Genomic DNA, 18,748 nt, shown 5'->3' on the forward strand with positions numbered 1-18,748 from the left:
TTGTCAGTGACGGTGTGTACCGTCGCGTTCGCCGGGAGCCGAGGGGCTCGTGGGGCCGGTGCGGGAGTGGCGACGACGGAGGGAGACGACCGTGCGCGAGCGGATGCAGGAGCGGGGCAGGGAGCAGGAGCAGGGCCGGGAGCAGGAGCGGGGCCGCGAGCGGCGCCGGCGGCGGGGCCGTGACCGGCGGCCGGGTGCGGGTGGCTGCCGGGAGCGGTGGCGCGCGCCCGTGGTGCGGCTGTGGGGTCCGGGGGCGGAGCGGCGTCGGCCGGGGCCGAACGGGCCGGGCGGGAGGGTCCCCGACGGGCGGCCGCCGGGCGGCGGGGCGAGCGAGCCCCGGGTGGGCGCTTCGGGCGGGCCCGCCGGTCCCGGGGTGCTGGAGCGGCGCCGGGGGCGTCCGCGCGGGGCGCCGCCGCCGCAGCCGGTGGCGCTCGCGCTGGCCGTCGGTGCCGCCGACTTCGCGGACCTGGCGCGGCACGGGCTGTTCGGCGGGCTGACCTTCCGCTCCTACCTGCGGCGGGTGGCGGTCCAGCTCCGCGCGCTGCGCGGACAGGGTCTTGAGGTCCACCTCCGGGTGCTGGACCCGGCGGACTACGCGGAGTACTGCGAGGAGCTCGGCTTCGCGCCGGGGGACGCGGCGGCCCGGGTCGCGTACGCGGCCGATCCGGAGCTGGCCGGGGAGCCGTTCCTCTACACGGGGCAGCGGCTGGCGGTGCTGCTGCCGGAGCTGGCCGACGACCACCGGGCGCGGGTCCGGATCTCGGTCGCGATGGCGGCCCTGCTGACGGCGGCGGGCGAGGGGCCGCCGGGGGAGCGGCGGCTGGTGGCGGTGATGCGGCACGCCGTCGAGGTCCAGCTGGCGGTGGGCGCGGGGGCCGGTGACGGGATCCACCTGCTGACCCTGCGCTGCCACGGCCCGGAGGACGGCGAGGAGCTGACCTCGGCGACCGACGTCCGGGTGGAGCGGGGCCGGCCCGGGCCCGGCGGGCGGGACGCCGAGGCGTTCTGCGTGACCCTGGCGGCGGGCCTCGCCGTCGGCGGCGCCGGTGCGATGGTGCTGCACGGGGACCCGGCGGCCCCCGGCGGGCAGACGGTGCGGGGGTGGGCCCTGCGGGGCGGTCGGCTGCGGCCGATGACCGTCCGCGAGGTGCTGGACGAGCTCGCCGACGACGTCGGCCGGGGCCTGCCCTTCCCGCCGGCCGTCGTCCCGCTGCCGGGCTTCCCGTTGCCGGCGCCGCCGCCGTCGGGCGAGGGCGGACCGCCGCGGGAGCGGCCGACCGGGGGCGGGGGTGGGCCCCTGGCCTGATGGCGGCTGACCAGGGCGTTCGGCCCCGGCTGTCCACCAAGCGGCGCTGGGGACTGTTCATCGACCGCCTGTTCGGGGAAGATTTCGGGGAAGATCAACAGTGGGAACGGCCGGTGCCCCACGCCGCCGCGCCCACCGCTCCGCCCCGAACCGCGCACCGCGAACCGTCCCCGCGCACCGTCGGTCCGGCGAGCCCGACACCGAAAGGGGGGACGCATGAGCCGGATCGAGTACAGCGCGGAGATCGCCGAGCTGCTCGGCCGGGTGCGCCGGCGTCCCACGGCGGGCTGGCCGTGGCGACCGGGCGAGCAGGTGCCGGCCGGGCTGCCGGTGAAGCAGTCCTGGGGGTGGCTGTTCGCCCCCGACGGCCGGGTGCTGACCCTGGTCAACCCCAAGGACGGCGTGGTCTCGCTGCCCGGGGGCTCGCTGGAGCCGGAGGACGCCGGTGACCCCGGCTCGGCGCTGGCCCGGGAGGCGGCCGAGGAGGCGCAGGCGCTGATCGGCACGCCGTACTACCTCGGCTACCTCTACGACCGGGTCGGTTCGGCCAACGGCGGCCACGAGTGCGCCCGGGTCCGGATGGCCGCCGCGCTGCGGGCCGTCGGTCCGAGCGCGCCGGACCCGGCCTCGGGGCGGCACTACCGGCGGCTGCTGGTCGCACCGGGCCTCGCCGTCGAGCTGCTCGGCTGGGGTGCGCCCGGCCTGCGTCAGGCCCGGGCGGCGGTGGCGACCGCCGTCCGGAGGCTGGGTGTGCCCTCGGCCGCCGACGAGACGATCGAGGAGCTCCCGGCGGCGGGCTGCGAGCTGTCCCCCGGCGCGGCCCCGGGTGCCGCCGCGGGTACCGCCCCGGGGGAATCGCCGACCGCCTGACCGCCTGACCGCCTGGCTGCCTGACCGTCCGACCGCCTGACCGTCCGACCGGGTGCCCGACTGGCCACCTGACCACCTGACCGGCCGTCGGCCCGACCGCCGGGTGCGCGTGCCGCGCGCCGGGCCGCGCGCCCGAGCACGGCGCCGACGGCGGTCGCACGTCCGGCCGAGTTCCGTCCCTCGATCGGGCGACGCCCGGAAACCGGCGCACTGGCGCACTTACCGTGCCAGAAGGGGCAGTTCACCGCGCCGTTGTCAGACTGACCGTCAATTGCCTTGGCATGACAACTTCCAGAGTTAGCTACCGCCTGGTATCAAATTGTGTGACGCACGTCACTCCCAGGAGGTGTCATGCTACGCCCTGCCCGTGCCATGTCCGTCGCCGTCACCGCGGCGCTCCTCTCCCTGACCACCCTCGTCACAGCCGGTTCGGCCCACGCCGCCGGAGTCAACTACGTCGCGCTCGGCGACTCCTACGCCTCCGGCCTCGGGGCCGGCAGCTACACGAGCGAGAGTGGCAGCTGCAAGCGCAGCACCAACGCGTACGCGTACCTGTGGAAGAACGCGCACGCGCCGTCCTCCTTCTCGTTCCTCGCCTGTTCCGGCGCCAGAACCGGAGACGTGCTCAACAACCAGCTGTCCACCCTCAACTCGGCCACCACGCTGGTCAGCATCAGCGTCGGCGGCAACGACGCGGGCTTCGCCAGCACCATGCAGACCTGCGTCCTGGACTCGGAGAGCGCCTGTCTCAACGCGGTCGCGACCGCGAAGAACTACGCCACCGGCACGCTGCCCGGCAAGCTCGACCAGGTCTACTCGGCGATCCACGCCAAGGCCCCGAACGCCCGGGTCGTCGTGCTCGGCTACCCGCACCTCTACAAGGTCGGCGGCAGCTGCATCTTCGGCATCGGCGACACCAAGCGGGCCGCCATCAACGGCGCCGCCGACGTGCTCGACGACGTCATCGCCAAGCGAGCCGCCAACGCCGGATTCGCCTTCGGCGACGTCCGGTCGATCTTCCGCGAGCACGAGATCTGCGGCTCCAGCACCACCTGGCTGAACAGCACCACCCTGCCGGTGGAGGAGAGCTACCACCCGAAGGCCGCCGGCCACTCGGGCGGCTTCCTGCCGGTGTTCACCGCGCAGGCCTGACGCCCGCACGCACCGGCCGGCCCCCGTCCCCGTCCCCACTCCCGACCGCACAGCCCGGCGGGCCCGCCGGTCCCCCACCAGGGAGGGACCGGCGGGCCCGTCCCGTCAGCGCCCCGAGCGCCCCGGCGGGGGGAACGGGATCCCGGCCAGCGCGGGCAGCAGTTCCCGCTCCTCGCGGGCGAGATGGGACTCCAGCTCGTCCGCCGTTCGCGCCAGCGCGGCCCGGAACGCCTCCGGCTCGGCCGGATCGAGGTCGGACACCAGCGCGACCAGCTCGTCCTTCAGCCGCGCCACCGTGCGGTGCTCCTCGGCCAGCTGTTCCAGCACGCCCCGCAGCTCCGGGTGGCTGCGGGCCAGCGCGGGGAAGACGCCCCGGTCCTCGCCGGTGTGGTGCACGGTCAGGCCCTGGCAGAACGCCAGGCAGTGCCGGCGGATCTGCAGCCCGAGCGACGGAGCGCGCCTGGCGTCGCCGGCGAGGTGCGCCTCGGTCTCGGCCCGCAGCTGCCGCAGTTGGGCACGCAGCCAGTCGTGCACCTCCAGCACTTTGTCCGCGAGGCTCGCCACCTCGCGTGCCGGAGCGTCGGCCCCGACCCCGACCCCGGCCTCGGTTCCGACCCCGACCCCGACCCCGGCCTCGGTTCCGACCACGGCCCCGGCCTCGGTTCCGACCCCGACCCCGACCCCGGCCTCGGTTCCGACCACGGCCCCGGCCTCGGTTCCGGCCCCAACCCCGGCCCCGGTTCCGGCCCCAACCCCGGCCCCGGGGCGCTCCAGGACGACCACGGGCAGCCGCCGCGCGGTGCGCCGCTGGTAGTCCCCGTAGCCGGGGGCCGACCGGACGACGGCCTCGAACAGCCGCTCGCGCCGGTCGCCCTCGGCGGGGACGGCGGTCGCGTCGAAGACCTCCGTGCCGAGTTCGACCCGCACCAGCGGACGGGCGAGCAGATTGCGGTACCACTGCGGGTGCTCGGGCGCCCCGGCCGCCGAGGCGACGACCAGCAGCAGCCCGTCCGTCCGGACGAATCCGAGCGGGACGGTGTGCTCCCGCCCGGACCGTTCGCCGACGGTGGTCAGCAGCAACAGGTCCCCGCCCTCGAAGGGTCCGCCGACCCTCCCGCCACGGGCGCGGAACTCCTCGACGACAGCTTGATTGAACGACAGGGAAGACATGGGCATACGACTGTGCGGCTCTTTCTGGGGAAGCGGCGGCACAGCCCCGGGAGGGGGCCGATCGCGGCCGCGAAGAAGCGCTCCGAGGAGCTCAGGAAAGGGGAGCGGAGATCGTTCTCGTCACGCGTCGTCCCTCGGTGTCGAGTGCCGGCCCGGCTGCCGGCCGGCCCACATCTCTTTGGCCGGCGCCACGCTGCACGCGGCCATCCCAGCATCCGTGCGGCTCCGCTGTCAACGCGTCGACGCGTCGACGCGACGGGGAACCGACGCGTCCGGGAAACGGCGCACCGCCGGCCCCGGTGCGGGGTCGGCGGTGCGCGGTGCTGCTGGGTGCCGGCGGTGTCAGCGCAGGTAGGAGGCCAGGCCGGCGGGCTTGAGACCGGCGGCCTCGGCGGCGGCCAGGGCGCGGCGGAGGTCGTCGGCGAGGGTGTCGGTCCAGTGCATCAGGACGACGTCGCCGGGCGACAGGGTCCCCTCGTGCCAGACGTTGGAGGCGCCCCAGCTGAAGTCCGCGTCGGCGGTGAGCACGGTGCGCATGCCGCAGTTGGCGGCGGCCTGGAGGGTGTCGGCGTTCCAGGCGAAGTACGGCGGGCGGAACACGGTCGGCGCGGTGCCGAACAGGCGGGTCAGCGAGTCGCGGGCGTCGCAGATCTCGACCTGCTGCGCGGCGGGCGAGAGGGTGGTGAGGTCGGTGTGGGAGACGCTGTGGTTCTGGATCGAGGAGCCGGGCGCGGCGGTCACCCGCCGGAAGTAGTCGGGGTTGTTGGCGGCGGCCATCGGCAGCGGGAAGGCGGTGATCGGCAGCTTGTTGGCGGCGATGACCTGCTCCGCCTCCGGGGTGGTCTGCCAGCCGTCGTCGACGGTGAAGAAGACCACCTTGTCACTGGTCGGCACCGAGGCGGCGGCGGTCGCCGGGGCGGGCGCGGGGCCGTCGACGCGGACGTCGTCGACCGCGAACGGGCCCTGCTGGTACCAGCCGTGGACGGAGAGCTTGACGGTGGTGGCGCCCGGGGCGGCGGTGAAGCGGGTGGTCAGCTTCTGCCAGCCGCCGTTGGTGGACTCGGTCCAGGCGGGGGCGGTCGGGCGGTCGGTGCCGCCGGTGGCGCCCAGGAAGACGAACTTCCCGCGGACCCAGGCGGAGGCGGTGTAGGTGGTGCCGGGCTGGACCGAGACGGTCTGCACGCACTCGCCGGTGGACTCGTCGCCGGCCGGGGTGACGGCCAGGGCGGAGGTGCCGGAGTGCGGGGCGGCGGTGGTGAGGGCGGCCTCGGCGGGCCCGCCGGAACAGCGCCAGCCGGGCACACTGCCCCAGTCGGCGAGCGAGGAGGCGGGGATCTCGAACCCGGGGTTGGTCGCCAGGTTGACGGCGGGAGCGGCGGCGGACGCGGGCGCGGCCGCGGAGGACGGCTCCGCGGACGACGGGGCCGCGACGGCCGGTCCGGCCAGGCCGGCCACCAGCAGCGCGGCCGAGGCGGCCAGTGCGGGCAGGCGGGAAGGCAGGCGGGAGGGCAGGCGGGAAGGCAGCCGGGAGGACAGCCGCCCGAACCCGAGGGCGGACGGACGCGTGGACATGCGCAACGAGATGGACACGTGGGGACTCCAGCGTGGGGGACGCGCCCGTGGGGCGGACGCGCGGACAACGGGACGTGGGGGTGCTCCCGGAGGGGCGGGAGCGTCGGCGTGCCGCACTCGGACCGGAGCAAAACAATGGACTGGACCACCGCGATCGTCAAGGGACCGGTCGTGCCCGATGGACTCCCAATTCACTTGCGTAAAACGGGACAAGACGAGACGTCAGGGGGCGTACAGTTCCTCGATGTCGGCCGCGTAGTACTCGACGATCGCCGCCCGCCGGAGCTTCAGCGAGGGCGTCATCAGCCCCTGCTCCACCCCGAACTCCCTGGGCAGCAAGCGGAAGGCGCGGATCGACTCGGCCCGCGACACGGCGGTGTTGGCCGCCGCCACCGCCCGCTGGACCTCCGCGTGCAGGTCCTCGTCGGCGAGCACGGTCCACGGGTCCGACTGCCCGCGCCCGCGCCGCTTCAGCCAGTGCGCCAGCGCCGCCGGGTCGAGGGTGATCAGCGCGGCCACGTACGGCCGGTCGTCGCCCACCACCAGGCACTGCGAGACCAGCGGGTGCGACTCCACCCGGACCTCCAGCGCGGCGGGCGCGAGGTTCTTGCCGCTGCTGGTGACGATGATGTCCTTCTTGCGGCCGGTGATGGTCAGGTAGCCGTCCTCGTCCAGGCTGCCGAGGTCACCGGTGCCGAACCAGCCCTCGAAGAGCGATTCGGCGGTGCAGCGCGGATGGTTGAGGTAGCCGCCGAAGACGCCGGGGCCGCGGACCCACACCTCGCCGTCGTCGGCGATCGCCACCGTCGCACCGGGCACCGGCCGTCCGACCGAGCCGATCTTCGACCGTCCGGGCGGGTTGCCGGTGACCGCCGCCGAGGTCTCGGTGAGCCCGTAGCCCTCGAACAACTGGAAGCCGATCCCGGCGAAGAAGAGCCCGAGTTCGCGGTCGAGGGTCGAGCCGCCGCACATCAACGCCCGCACCCGGCCGCCGAACACGGTGCGCAGCCGCTGGTAGACGGTGCGTTCGTAGGCCAGGTGGCGCAGCCGCAGCGCGGTGCCGGGACCGGGGCCCCGCCCGAAGGCGCGCTGTTCCCGGGCGGCCGCCCAGTCGACGGCCACCTGCCGGGCCTGTTCGAGCAGTTCGCCGCGGCCGGCCTCCTCGGCGGTGCGCCGGGTCTGCTGGAACACCTTGTCCAGGACGTAGGGGACGACGAGCAGGAAGGTCGGGCGGAGCGCGGCGAGCGCGGGCAGCAGCGCGTCCGTGGACACCTCGGAGACGTGGCCGATCCGGAAGCCGCCGCGGATCGAGGCGATCTGCACCATCCGTCCGTAGACGTGTGCCAGTGGCAGGAACAGGACGGTGCACGGCGGGTGCCCGCCGGTGTCGCGGAGCGCCTCGCCCCAGCCGTCGAGCAGCGCTTCGGCCGCGGCGGCCAGCGCGCCGTGGGTGATCAGGCAGCCCTTGGGGCGCCCGGTGGTGCCGGAGGTGTAGACGACGGTCGCGACGGTGTCGGTGGTGACGCCGAGCCGCTGCCGGTGGACCAGCGAGTCGGGGACCCCGCGGCCGTCCTCGACGATCGCCTCGACGCAGTCCCGGTCCAGCTGCCAGATGCCGGTCAGGTCGGGTAACGCGTCGCAGACCGCGCCGACCGTCATCGCGTGGTCCTCGTCCTCGACCAGGCAGGCCACCGCCTGGGTCTCGGCGAGGATCCAGCGGACCTGCTCGGGGGCGGCCGTGGGGTAGACGGGGACGGAGATCGCGCCGATCGACCAGAGCGCGTAGTCGAACAGGGTCCACTCGTAGCGGGTGCGGGACATCAGCGCGACCCGGTCGCCGTAGCGCACGCCCCGGGTGAGCAGGCCCTTGGCGAGGGCGAGCACCTCGTCGCGGAAGTCGGCGGCGGTGATGTCCTGCCACGCGTCCCCGGTCGCGGCCTGCCGGGCGCGGTCGGTCCGGCGGGACAGCTGGACCAGGGCGGGGGAGCGCTCCGCGGTGTCGTAGAGCGAGTCGGCCAGCCCTCCGGCGGCCGGCGGTCCGGCCGGGGCGGGGGTGGTGAACTCGCGCACGATCCCCCCGATCAGTCCTGCAGGTGCAGCGAAACTATCGGATCGCCCGCCGACTGCCCAGGGTTGTGACCGTGACGCGACGAGATCGGCACCGGCGTGTGCGGAAAGTGTCGCGGAGTCGTCGGGAGCGTCGTACGACTGTGCGGGAGCGGTGATCACGACGGCGATCCGGACACGATCCGGACCGGCTCGGGGAGAGGCGCGGGGGGAGGCCCGAGGAGAGGGCGGGTTCGACCCTCGAACGAGTGGTCAGGCCGTAGTAGAGTCTCGCAGACCTGCGGCCGGGGCCCTCGGTCGCGGCCGAGCGCTGCCCCTGGCCGACGCTTGGTCCGTACCAACCCTGTCCGCGTCAACTCGTCCGTGTCAACTCGTCGGTGCCGACCCGCCTCCGGGTCGAGCCGCCTCCGTGTCGCCCGCCCCCACGCTCCGCTCCGCCCCCAGGCCGCCCCGCCCCCGCGTACCTCCCCGTAGTCCCCGCACCCCGTCCGCGCCTGGCACTTCCCGACCGAGGACTCCATGCGTCTGCGCAGCAGCTCGATCCGCGCGAAGATCATCGCGCTGCTCCTGGTGCCCATCGTCGCCCTCACCGCCCTCTGGGCGTACGCGACGCTCGCCACCACCGGCGACGTCTGGAGCCGGCTCGACGTCAGCGCCACCTACAAGGAGTTCGGCACCCCGGTCGACCTGTACGCGCACGACCTGCAGAACGAGCGCCGGGCCGCCGTCCGCAGGCTCGCCGACCCGGCCTCCCGCGCCGCCCGCGACGCCTTCGAGCAGGCCCGCGCCGCCACCGACCACGACCTCGCCGTCCTGCAGCAGAAGAAGGACACCGAGGGCAGCCGGCTCGACGAGGCCCAGCGCGGCCGCTACCTGCAGATCCTCGCCGCCGCCGACCAGCTCAGCCCGCTCCGCGCCCAGATCGGCCGCGCCGCGCTGAACTGGGAGTTCGCCCTCGGCCAGTACACCGACCTGATCAAGCCCACCTTCGGCTTCCGGTCCGCGTTCGTCGCCCGCCAGAGCGGCCAACTCCCGCGGCAGGGCACGATCATGATCGAGCTGATGCGCGCCCGGGAGTACCTCGCCCAGGAGGACGCGGCGATGGAGGGGCTGCGCACCGGGACCGGCCGGCCGACCTCCGAGCAGTACCAGGTCGCGCTCGACGCGCTGCACAACCAGCAGGCGCTGTTCACCGTCTACATCGCCGAACTGGACCCGGTCGACCAGGCCGACTACATCGCCCTGCGCGGAGGCGAGGCCTGGGCCGCGCTGGCCCGCGCCGAGGCGGACTTCGTCGGCGCCGGCGGACCCGAGCGGGTGGTGCAGGCGATCAACGGCGACGCCTGGCGGGAGACCGCCGACCGCGCCCTCGGCGACCTCGCGGCGATCAACGCCCGGCTGAGCGGCACCATCGACGACCGCGACCACTCCTACGCGGTCGGACTGCTCTGGCGCGGCGGCATCGCCGGTGCGATCGGTCTGGTCGCGGTGGTGCTCTCGGTCCTCATCTCCTTCCGGATCGGCCGGGGCCTGGTCCGCGAGCTGATCGGCCTGCGCAACGCGGCCAACGAACTGGCCGGCACCCGGCTGCCCTCGGTGATGCTGCGGCTGCGCAAGGGCGAGTCGGTGGACGTCGCCACCGAGGCCCCCGAGCTGGAGTTCGGCCAGGCCGAGATCGGCCAGGTCGGCCGCGCGATCAACGCCGTGCAGCGGGCCGCCGTCGAGGCCGCCGTCGAGCAGGCCGAACTGCGCCGCGGCGTCTCGGCCGTCTTCGTCAACCTGGCCCGCCGCAGCCAGGTCCTGCTGCACCGCCAGCTGACCCTGCTCGACACCATGGAACGGCGCGCCGAGGACCCGGCGGAGCTGGAGGACCTCTTCAAGGTCGACCACCTCACCACCCGTATGCGGCGGCACGCGGAGGGCCTGATCATCCTGGCCGGCGGCTCGCCGGGCCGGGCCTGGCGCAAGCCGGTGCGGATGGTGGACGTGGTCCGCGCGGCGGTCGGCGAGGTCGAGGACTACGCCCGGGTGATCGTCCGGCCGTTCCCCGGTACCGGCCTGCTCGGCAGCGCGGTCGCGGACGTCACCCACCTGATCGCCGAACTGGTCGAGAACGCCGCGGTGTTCTCCCCGCCCAGCACCCAGGTCACCGTGCAGGGCGAGGTGGTGGCGCACGGCTTCGCGCTGGAGATCGACGACCGGGGGCTCGGGCTGAGCGAGCAACTGCTCGCCGGGATCAACGAACGCCTCGCGGTGGAGCAGGAGTTCGACCTCGCCGACACCGACCGGCTGGGCCTGTTCGTGGTCAGCCGGCTGGCGCGTCGGCACGGCATCCGGGTGCACCTGCGGCCCTCCCCGTACGGGGGGACGACGGCGGTGGTGCTGATACCGCGCGAGCTGCTGGCGGAGGCGCCGGACGGGCTGCCGGAGCCGCCCGCGGCCTCGGGCCCCGGCGCGGGGACGGGGAACGGGACCGGCCCGGTCGCCGCACCCGGCCCGGTCGGCGGCCGACGGTCGGCGGTGGGTCGGCGCGGACAGCGCGACCTGGTCGCGGTGCCCGCCCTGGCCGAGGAAGACGCCCCCGACTCCCTCGACGCGCGAGGCCCGAACGGTACGAACGGTACGAACGGTACGGGCGGCGCCAACGGTGCGCCGAGGGGGGCGAACGGAGCGGGCGGCCGGCACCGGATCGCCGGTGGGCCGCGCCCCTCGGCACCCGAACCGGCCCGCACCCCCGGCGGTCTGCCGCGCCGCGCGCGCGGCAGCGGCGGGCCCGTGCTGGTCACGGCGGCCGCCGCCGACGCGACCGGCCCCGGCACCGGCCGCCACCGGCGCGCGGACGACCCGGCGGCCGCGGCGGACGGCCTCGACTCCCTCGGGCCGGACCCGGCCGAGCTCCGGACCGGGACCGCCGACGCGGCCGGGACCGCGGCCGAGTCCGGGACCGGGGCCGGAACCGGGGCCGGGAGCAAGGCAGCGGCGCCCGCGGCGACGGGCCCGGGTACCGCCGACGCCCTGCCGCCGCGGACCGCCCCGTCGACGACCGCCACCACCGCTACGCCGGGCGGGCTGCCGCGACGGGTGCGGCAGGCGAGCCTCGCCCCGCAGCTGCGCGAGCGCGCGGCGGAGGCGGCCGCCGGGCGGGCCGACGGCCCGGGCGGCTCCGGTGCGCCGGGCGGCGGTGACGAACCGGTGCGCGAGCGCTCGCCCGAGGAGGCGCGGGCCACCTTCGCCTCGTTCCAGCGCGGCTTCACCCGGGGCCGCGGCACCCCGGCCGCCCGGCCGACGGCCGCCCCGACGCCGACACGGACGCAGACGCAGACGCAGACGCAGACGCCGACCCCGACGCCCTTCCCGGCGCCGACGGCGCGCCGCGCGCTGGCCCCGGCACCCGCCCCGGCGGCGCTGCCCGGCCCCTCCGGGGGCGAGCCGGCGCCGCTGGTCCGACGGGCGCCGGTGCCGCCGCCGACCAGGTTCGTCCGGCCCCCGCGCCTCGTCGCGGAACCGGACGGACCCGCCGGTCCGTTGTCCGACGGGCCGCCCGAAGGCACCGCACCATCCGCACGACCGGCACGACCCGCACCGCACGTACGGCGGGCAGGCCCAGCACGACCCGCACCATCCGCACGACCCGCTCCAGCAGAAGGAACTGATTCATGACCACTTCGACGCAGTCGTCCGGAGACCTCAACTGGCTCCTGGACGACCTGGTGGGCCGGGTGGCCGCCCTGCGCCACGCGGTGATCCTCTCCGGCGACGGCCTGGCCACCGGCGCCTCCCGCGACCTCGCCCGGGAGGACGCCGAGCACCTGGCCGCCGTGGCGGCCGGCTTCCACAGCCTGGCCAAGGGCGCCGGCGGGCACTTCAAGGTCGGCGGCGTGCGCCAGACCATGGTCGAGCTGGACGAGGCCTTCCTGTTCATCACCGCGGCCGGCGACGGCAGCTGCCTGGCGGTGCTGAGCGAGGCCGAGGCCGACATCGGCCAGATCGCCTACGAGATGGCCCTGCTGGTCAAGCGGGTCGGCGAGCACCTGGCCGCCGAACCGCGCGCCGACGTGGCACCGCCCGGGAGATGAGCGGTCCGATGGCGGACGAGGAGCCGAGGGCGGTGGCAGCCGGCCCGGAGCCGGCCGGTGCTTCCGGTGCGGAGCCGGCCGGTGCCTCCGGCACGGCCGGAGCGGCCGGAGCGACCGGCGGGGAAGCCGCCGACCGGGGTCCGGACGGTCGCGGTCCGGACGACCGGGGCGGTGAGGGCCGGGACGGGGACGATCCGGGGCTCGACCTGTTCCGGGCGCGGACCCCGGTCGACGACCGCTGGTTCGACGACGAGGCCGGCCCGGTGGTGCGCCTCTACTCGATGACCCGGGGCCGGGCCAGACCGGTCGAGGACGGACTGTTCGACCTGATCTCGCTGATCGTCGCCAAGGACCCGGCGCCGGTCGCCGCGGCCGTCCCCGCCCATGTGCTGGACCCCGAGCACCAGACCATCCTGGCCTGGTGCCGCCGGGAGCCGATCTCGGTGGCCGAGCTCGGCTCCTACACCGATCTGCCGGTCAGCGTCGTACGCGTCCTGCTCGGCGATCTCTACGACGCCGAGCTGATCAGCGTCACCCGACCCGTTCCGCTCGCCGAGCTGCCGGACGAGCGCCTGCTGCGAGACGTGATCAATGGACTCCGTGCGCTCTGACCTCCACGCCCCCGCCGCCGACGCCCCGGGCCCCGCGTACGACGGGGGCGCCGAGCGGGCCAACGACCCGCGCTGGTGGGGCGGTCCGGCGGTCGCGGTGAAGATCCTGGTCGCCGGCGGCTTCGGCGCGGGCAAGACCACCCTGGTCGGCTCGGTCAGCGAGATCCGGCCGCTGCGCACGGAGGAGGAGCTGAGCGAGCTGGGCCGCCCGGTGGACGACACCGCTGGCGTCGAGGCCAAGCGCACCACCACGGTGGCGATGGACTTCGGCCGGATCGACCTGCGGCCCGGGCTCGCCCTCTACCTGTTCGGCACGCCCGGCCAGGACCGGTTCTGGTTCGTCTGGGACGAGCTGGCCCGGGGCGCGCTGGGCGCGCTGGTACTGGCCGACACCCGGCGGCTGGCGGACTGCTTCCCCTCGGTGGACTTCTTCGAGCAGCGGCGGATCCCGTTCCTGGTCGCCGTGAACTGCTTCGAGGGCAGTGAGCTGTTCTCGCCCGAGGAGGTCAGGGACGCGCTCGACCTGGACCCGGACATCCCGGTGGTGCTGTGCGACGCCCGCCGCCGCGAGGACGGCAAGGAACTGCTGGTGGCCCTGGTCGAGCACGCGGCGGCGCGCCGGGGGACGAGCGCCGGGACGGGCACCGGGGCCCGCTGAGCCCGCCCGGCCCGGTCCTCCGCCCCGGTCCGACAGGTGGCGTCTCATCAGGGTGTTCACATGCCGGACGATCCCGGCCGAGCAGGTTGCCTTGACGGGCCCGGCGTGGAAGGCTCTGGTGACGAAGGCCGCCCGGGCCCACTGCCGGGATGCCTCGACCGTGCCGCGCACCCGGTGTGCGTCCGGCACGCGTGTCGCAGCGCGGTACGGGGACGTACCGGCAGACCGAGGGGGGAGGACCGAACCATGAACGTCGAGCAGCGATGTGCCGCGGCCGGGTCCGCCCAAGCCGATCTCGCCATGCCGGCCACCCCGGCGCTGACCGTCCGGCGGTACATCGACCACGCGCTGATCTGCAGCGCCTGTTGTCGCTGACCTCGCCAACCGTCGCCAGCCACCTCACCGTCACCGCCGTTCGCCGCCCGGGGGATCTCCCGGCCGGTGCGCCCCTCCCGGACTCACCGGACGGGCCCGGCGGACGCTGACGGTCCATCGCATCGTCGACCCGGCAGCACCGGACAGCAGTCCGGTGGTCCGCCGTCGGCCCTGCCCGCTTTGCGGAGAGCACCAGTGAACCTCCTCGAACCGTTCTGGCCGTCCCGCCAGCCACACCTGTTCGACCAGACGTGTCCGGGCTCGCCCAGCGCGTCCCGGCACTCCCTCCGCTGACCTCGGGTCGGTCCACGGCAGCACGCCCGGTAGACGCGCAGACGACTCCACCCCGTCCGTCACGCGCGAAATGAGCGACATCATGTCTTCCACCTCCACGGCCACTCTTCCCCTCCCCGCCGCGACCCCGCACCTGCGCGCGGTCCGCTCCGTCCCGTCCCCCGTCGATCGCCGGCACGGGGGGCCCGTACCGCAGCGGCCGGCCGCCGCCGGCCAGCCCGGCTCCGCGCCGCAGGGGTCCGCCCAGTCCGGGTTCGGGCAGCCCGGCTTCGGCCCGTCGGGCTTCGCCGCGTCGGGTTCCGCGCGGGTCGCCGCCGCGGCGGTCCCGTCCGTCTCGCCGGTTCCGCCGGTCGCGCCGCAGATCGTTCCCGCGCTGCCGCCGCAGGCGCTGCTCGCGGCGCTGCCCGAGGGCGCCGCGGTGGTCGCGGCGTTGCCCCAGGGCTCGCTGCCGCAGGCCCTGCTGGCCCAGTACGGGGCGCAGTTCGGCGCCTCGGCGGGGCAGCCGATGGTCGGTTACCTGGTGCTGGTCCCGGCCGAGGGCGGCGGAGTCGCCGTCGCGCCGGGAGTCGGGCAGCAGGGCTTCCCGACCGCCTCGATCCCGGCCCCGCAGGCCGGTCCGACCGCCGCCGTCGGGGCGTCGGTCCTCGGTGCGCCCGGCGCCGCCGGCCTCGGCGCGGCCGGAGCCGGGGCCACCGCCGGAACGCGTCCGGTGCGGCCCGTCGGCCGGGGGATCACGGTCGACACCGAGCGCCGGAACGCTTACGTGGACGGTCAGTTGCTCGACCTGACCTACCTGGAGTTCGAGCTGCTCGCCCATCTGACCGAGCACCCGCAGCGGGTGCACACCCGCGACCACCTGGTCTCCGCCGTCTGGGGCTACGGCCACGTCGGCGACGGCCGCACGGTGGACGTGCACGTGGCCCGGCTGCGCCGCAAGCTCGGAGCGGCCTACCGCGACAGCATCGTGACGGTCCGTCGGGTGGGCTACAAGTACACGCCGGCGGCCTGAGCACCGAGCACGCACCCTGAATCCCGACGCACGGCGCATCCCGCTCCACCGCACGTCGCTCCACCGATCGGCCGGGGGCCGGGCGTTCCTTCCGAACGCCCGGCCCTCTTCCGCGTTCTGACGATGCCTCAGATCCGCTGGTCCGGCGGCAGCAGCAGGACGGCGAGCGCGCCGGCGCAGGCCCGGGCGTGGTCGAGGAACCACTCCAGCCGCTCGTCGGTGAGGTGGACGGGCGTGGAGCGGACGGCGAGGGCGAACCTGGCCTGTCCGGCGCCGTCCAGCACCGGGACGGCGACCGTGCGCACCCCGGTCTCCGACTCGCCGTCGTTGAGCGCGTGGCCCGCCGCCCGGACCTTCGCCAGCTCCTCCGCCAGGCGCTCCGGCGCGGTGATGGTCCGGTCGGTGAACGGCGCCAGCGGGCCGAGCGTCGCCACGCCCGCGTCGCCGGGGCGGGGCCAGGCCAGCAGGACCTTGCCGAGCGCGGTCGAGTGGAGCGGTCGGCGCAGTCCCAGCCCGGTGTCCGGCCGGACGGAGGCGCCGACCAGGATCACCGCGTGCGGACCGCTGCGGATCGCGAGATCGGCGGCGGCACCGGTGCGGCGGGACAGCAGGTCGAGCTCGGGCGCGGCCAGGTGCAGCCCGCGCTGGTGGAAGGTGAGTTGGCCGAGCTCGGCGACCGCCGGGCCGAGCCGGTAGCGGGCCGTGTGCTCGTCCTGCTCCAGGAAGGCGGCGCTGACCAGGGTGCGGGCCAGCCGGTGTGCCGTGGACACGGACAGGCCCATCCGTCGGGCCAGGTCCGAGGCGCTCAGGTCGGGGCCGTTGTCGTGGAAGCAGTGCAGCAGTCCGAGGGCCCGCTGGACGGCCTGGGCGCCGGCCGGCGGGCTCTGGGCGGCGGTGACGGCCTCGGCCATGGCATCTCTCGTTCTGTCCGTGGCTCCGGCCGTTCACCGGAGTCGCTCCCAGACTATGGCAGCGTGCGCTGCGGGAATGTGTCAACGGCATTGCAAAAGGATGCCGTTCATGAACAAGCAATCCCATGATGTGGCAAACCCTTGCTCCTGGCTCGCCCGCCGTGGAACGCTCGGCGCAGCGCACCGGACGGCCCCGTCCGACGGCGCCCGGACCGCGGGAGAGGAGCAGTGCCGTGACGACCCACCGGTGCCCCTCCTCCCGCGCCTGTTGTCGCTGACGCGCCCCGGCCCGCGCCGATCCCCGTAGGACCCCGCCCCGCCCCCGTTCCTTCCACCACGCCTGGTGACCCGTACCGCGCACCCCGCCCCGCCGTCGGGGGCGCGCACGCACCCCGCCCCGCCGCAGAGGACCAGCCACCGTGCCCAGTTCCGCCCGCAGTTCCGTCGCGGAGACCTCCCCGACCGCCGCCGTCGCCCCGAGGGCCGCGCCCGACACCCTCTGGTTCACCCGTTGCCCGGTGCCCACCGCGACCGGCATCGCGGCCGACCGGGGCTGGCTGGGCCGGGAGTTCGCCCCCGACGGCATTGCCGTCCGCTCGCTCCAGGACGCGCCGCCCGAGGTCGCGGCCGACCACCACTACACCCACGCCCTGACCGGGCTGTTCCGCGAGGGCGGCAACGTGCCGGCGCTCTGGGCCCGTTCGCGCGGCGAGCGGACCAGGCTGGTCGGGCTCACCTGGATCGAGGAGCGCCAGGTCGTCCTGGTCCGGTCCGGCAGCGGGATCACCGGTCCCGGACAGCTCCGCGGGCTGCGGCTCGCCGTCCCACACCATGGGATCGCCATCGACTTCTGGCGCGCGATGGCACTGGCGGGCCTGCACGGAGCACTCTCGCTCGCGGGTCTCACGCCGGCGGACGTCGAACTGGTGGACGTGCCGGCCGCGCCGGGCGAGGGCCAGTGGGAGGCGGAGCTGACGGCGCTGCGGGACGGCGTCGTGGACGCGGTCTATGTGAAGGGCGCGCTCGCCGTGGAGGCGGCCCGACGGATCGGGGCGGAGGTCGCCGTCGACCTGGACGCCGTGCCGGACCGCCGGGCGCGGGTGAACAACGGCACACCCCGGCCGATCACCGTGCGGCAGGAACTGCTCGACGCGCACCCGGACCTGGTGGCCCGCTTCCTCGCCGTGCTGCTGGAGGCCGCCGACTGGGCCGCCGGGCAGCCGGCGGAGGTCGCGCGGATCCTGGGCGCCGAGACCGGAGCGGGGGAGGAGGGCGTCGCCGGGGCGTACGCGGAGGGCGGTCACCGCACCCTGCACCTCGATCTCTCCGAGGACCGCCTCGCCCTGCTGGAGCAGCAGGAGCGCTTCCTCGACCGGCACGGGTTCCTGGCCGCTCCGGTCGACGTCCGGGCCTGGGCCGACCCGGAGCCGCTCCGTGCCGCCCGCGAGCTGCTCGCCGCCCGCCGCGCCGAGGGGCGGACGCACGGTGACTGACGGACAGCGGCCGACACTTTCCGGAAGCTGTCGGTCCGCCGCCCGCCACCTCCGCCCCGTTCCCCGCCCCGCATCCCCCCGCCCGCACCCCCCGACCTCAGGAGCCGACCCCGTGCATCCCTCCCGCCCCGTCCTCGCCGCCACCGCCCTGCTCGCCACCACCCTCCTGGCCGCCTGCGGCTCCTCCGCCGACGGGGGAGCGACCGCCGCCGGCCAGGGCGACAAGGCCGAGGCGGTGCTCCGGCTGCCCGACCCCGGGAACAACGGCTTCCTCGCCCTGGGCAAGAAGGACGGCTCGCTCGACCGCGCCCTCGCCGCCGTCCACGCCAAGGTCGCCTGGACCGGCAGCGCCGGCCCCTTCGCCCCCGCCGCCCAGGCCCTCTCCGCCGACCAGCTCGACGTCGCCCAGGGCTCGATCACCTCCGCCGTCGCCGCGCTCGCCCAGAAGCCCGGCTTCAAGCTGTTCGCCCAGACCGCCCCCGACGGCGTCGGCGAAGGCATCCTGGTGAAGAACGGTTCGCCGATCAAGAGCGTGCAGGACCTCGTCGGCCACAAGGTCGCCGTGAGCCAGGGCGGCACCAGCGAGTACCTGCTGCTCAAGGCGCTGGAGAAGAACGGCATCCCGGCGGACAAGGTCGAGCGGGTCTACCTGCGCGCCGACCAGACGGCGGGCGTCTTCAACTCCGGGCAGGTGGACGCCTGGGCCACCTGGAACACCTTCTCCACTCCGTCGATCGCCAACTCCGGCGCGCACTTCCTGGTCAACGGCAAGGAGGTCGGCTCCGACAACTACGCCGTCTGGGCCGTCCGCAACGGCTTCGCCGACAAGTACCCCGAGGTGGTGAAGGCCTTCTACACCTATCTGCGCGAGAACGGCCTCAAGGAGAAGGCCGACCCGGCCGCCTACCTCAACGTCTTCACCGACTCCGGGCCGACCGCCGTCTCCGCCGCCGAGAAGGAGGTCGCCGTCGAGGTGACCCGCCAGGGCGCCCCCGCCGACGCCATCGGCGAGGCCGACATCGCCCGCTTCGGCACCGTCGCCGCGTTCTTCGCGGAGCAGAAGGTCACCAAGCAGACGGTGGACGTCAAGCCCTATCTGATCGACCTCGGGGCGCTCGGCGGTGGCACCAAGTGACCACCGCCACCCGCCCGTCGGCGTCGGGCGACAGAGCCGCCGATCCGGA

15 protein-coding genes are annotated in these 18,748 nt (G+C 75.3%); 11 read left to right on the plus strand and 4 right to left on the minus strand.

Annotated elements, in window-relative coordinates; genetic code table 11:
- Positions 1-340 precede the first annotated feature (340 nt).
- The 3 genes from ACW14Y_RS32075 (at position 341) to ACW14Y_RS32085 (ending at position 3,328) form a co-directional block, all read left to right on the plus strand.
- A complete protein-coding gene (locus ACW14Y_RS32075; RefSeq protein WP_456984385.1) occupies positions 341-1,306 on the plus strand; it encodes a hypothetical protein in 966 nt (321 codons plus the stop codon).
- A gap of 216 nt (positions 1,307-1,522) precedes the next feature.
- A complete protein-coding gene (locus ACW14Y_RS32080; RefSeq protein WP_456984387.1) occupies positions 1,523-2,176 on the plus strand; it encodes a hypothetical protein in 654 nt (217 codons plus the stop codon).
- 351 nt (positions 2,177-2,527) lie between these two features.
- A complete protein-coding gene (locus tag ACW14Y_RS32085; protein ID WP_266273527.1) occupies positions 2,528-3,328 on the plus strand; it encodes an SGNH/GDSL hydrolase family protein in 801 nt (266 codons plus the stop codon).
- A gap of 105 nt (positions 3,329-3,433) precedes the next feature.
- Here the strand turns inward: ACW14Y_RS32085 and ACW14Y_RS32090 are convergent, their stop codons facing one another.
- From ACW14Y_RS32090 to ACW14Y_RS32100, 3 genes are all read right to left on the minus strand, one after another.
- Entirely contained in the window at positions 3,434-4,504 is a 1,071-nt protein-coding gene (locus ACW14Y_RS32090; RefSeq protein ID WP_456984389.1) for a nitroreductase/quinone reductase family protein, read from the minus strand.
- 336 nt (positions 4,505-4,840) lie between these two features.
- Positions 4,841-6,070, minus strand: coding sequence for a polysaccharide deacetylase family protein (locus tag ACW14Y_RS32095; protein ID WP_456984390.1), 1,230 nt, complete (start codon positions 6,068-6,070; stop codon positions 4,841-4,843).
- Positions 6,071-6,292: 222 nt separating this feature from the next.
- Positions 6,293-8,140: an AMP-dependent synthetase/ligase gene (locus ACW14Y_RS32100; protein ID WP_456984392.1), complete on the minus strand. Its 1,848-nt coding sequence runs from the start codon at positions 8,138-8,140 to the stop codon at positions 6,293-6,295.
- Positions 8,141-8,656: 516 nt separating this feature from the next.
- Between ACW14Y_RS32100 and ACW14Y_RS32105 the strand changes: the two genes are divergently transcribed.
- From ACW14Y_RS32105 to ACW14Y_RS32130, 6 genes are all read left to right on the plus strand, one after another.
- Positions 8,657-11,797 carry a nitrate- and nitrite sensing domain-containing protein gene (locus ACW14Y_RS32105; protein ID WP_456984394.1) on the plus strand — a complete coding sequence of 1,047 codons (3,141 nt, stop codon included), beginning with the start codon at positions 8,657-8,659 and terminating at the stop codon, positions 11,795-11,797.
- A complete protein-coding gene (locus ACW14Y_RS32110; protein WP_030392000.1) occupies positions 11,794-12,213 on the plus strand; it encodes a roadblock/LC7 domain-containing protein in 420 nt (139 codons plus the stop codon). Before ACW14Y_RS32105 ends, ACW14Y_RS32110 begins: the two co-directional genes overlap by 4 nt.
- Entirely contained in the window at positions 12,210-12,824 is a 615-nt protein-coding gene (locus ACW14Y_RS32115) for a DUF742 domain-containing protein (RefSeq protein WP_380312921.1), read from the plus strand. Before ACW14Y_RS32110 ends, ACW14Y_RS32115 begins: the two co-directional genes overlap by 4 nt.
- Complete coding sequence (locus tag ACW14Y_RS32120; protein WP_456984396.1) at positions 12,805-13,482, plus strand: GTP-binding protein; 678 nt, start codon at positions 12,805-12,807, stop codon at positions 13,480-13,482. Before ACW14Y_RS32115 ends, ACW14Y_RS32120 begins: the two co-directional genes overlap by 20 nt.
- 246 nt (positions 13,483-13,728) lie before the next feature.
- Positions 13,729-13,857 (plus strand): hypothetical protein, encoded by a 129-nt coding sequence (locus ACW14Y_RS32125; RefSeq protein WP_255360182.1) that lies wholly within the window; start codon positions 13,729-13,731, stop codon positions 13,855-13,857.
- A 376-nt stretch (positions 13,858-14,233) separates the two neighbouring features.
- Complete coding sequence (locus ACW14Y_RS32130) at positions 14,234-15,160, plus strand: winged helix-turn-helix domain-containing protein (RefSeq protein ID WP_456984398.1); 927 nt, start codon at positions 14,234-14,236, stop codon at positions 15,158-15,160.
- A 128-nt stretch (positions 15,161-15,288) separates the two neighbouring features.
- On the opposite strand, the gene ACW14Y_RS32135 is transcribed toward ACW14Y_RS32130, so the two are convergent.
- Entirely contained in the window at positions 15,289-16,071 is a 783-nt protein-coding gene (locus tag ACW14Y_RS32135) for an IclR family transcriptional regulator (RefSeq protein ID WP_266273519.1), read from the minus strand.
- 518 nt (positions 16,072-16,589) lie between these two features.
- On the opposite strand from ACW14Y_RS32135, the gene ACW14Y_RS32140 reads away from it, so the two are divergent.
- Positions 16,590-17,564: an ABC transporter substrate-binding protein gene (locus tag ACW14Y_RS32140; protein WP_380311266.1), complete on the plus strand. Its 975-nt coding sequence runs from the start codon at positions 16,590-16,592 to the stop codon at positions 17,562-17,564.
- 112 nt (positions 17,565-17,676) lie between these two features.
- Complete coding sequence (locus ACW14Y_RS32145) at positions 17,677-18,699, plus strand: NrtA/SsuA/CpmA family ABC transporter substrate-binding protein (protein WP_380311248.1); 1,023 nt, start codon at positions 17,677-17,679, stop codon at positions 18,697-18,699.
- Positions 18,700-18,748: the final 49 nt, after the last annotated feature.

The sequence above is a fragment of the Kitasatospora sp. cg17-2 genome, assembly GCF_054031055.1.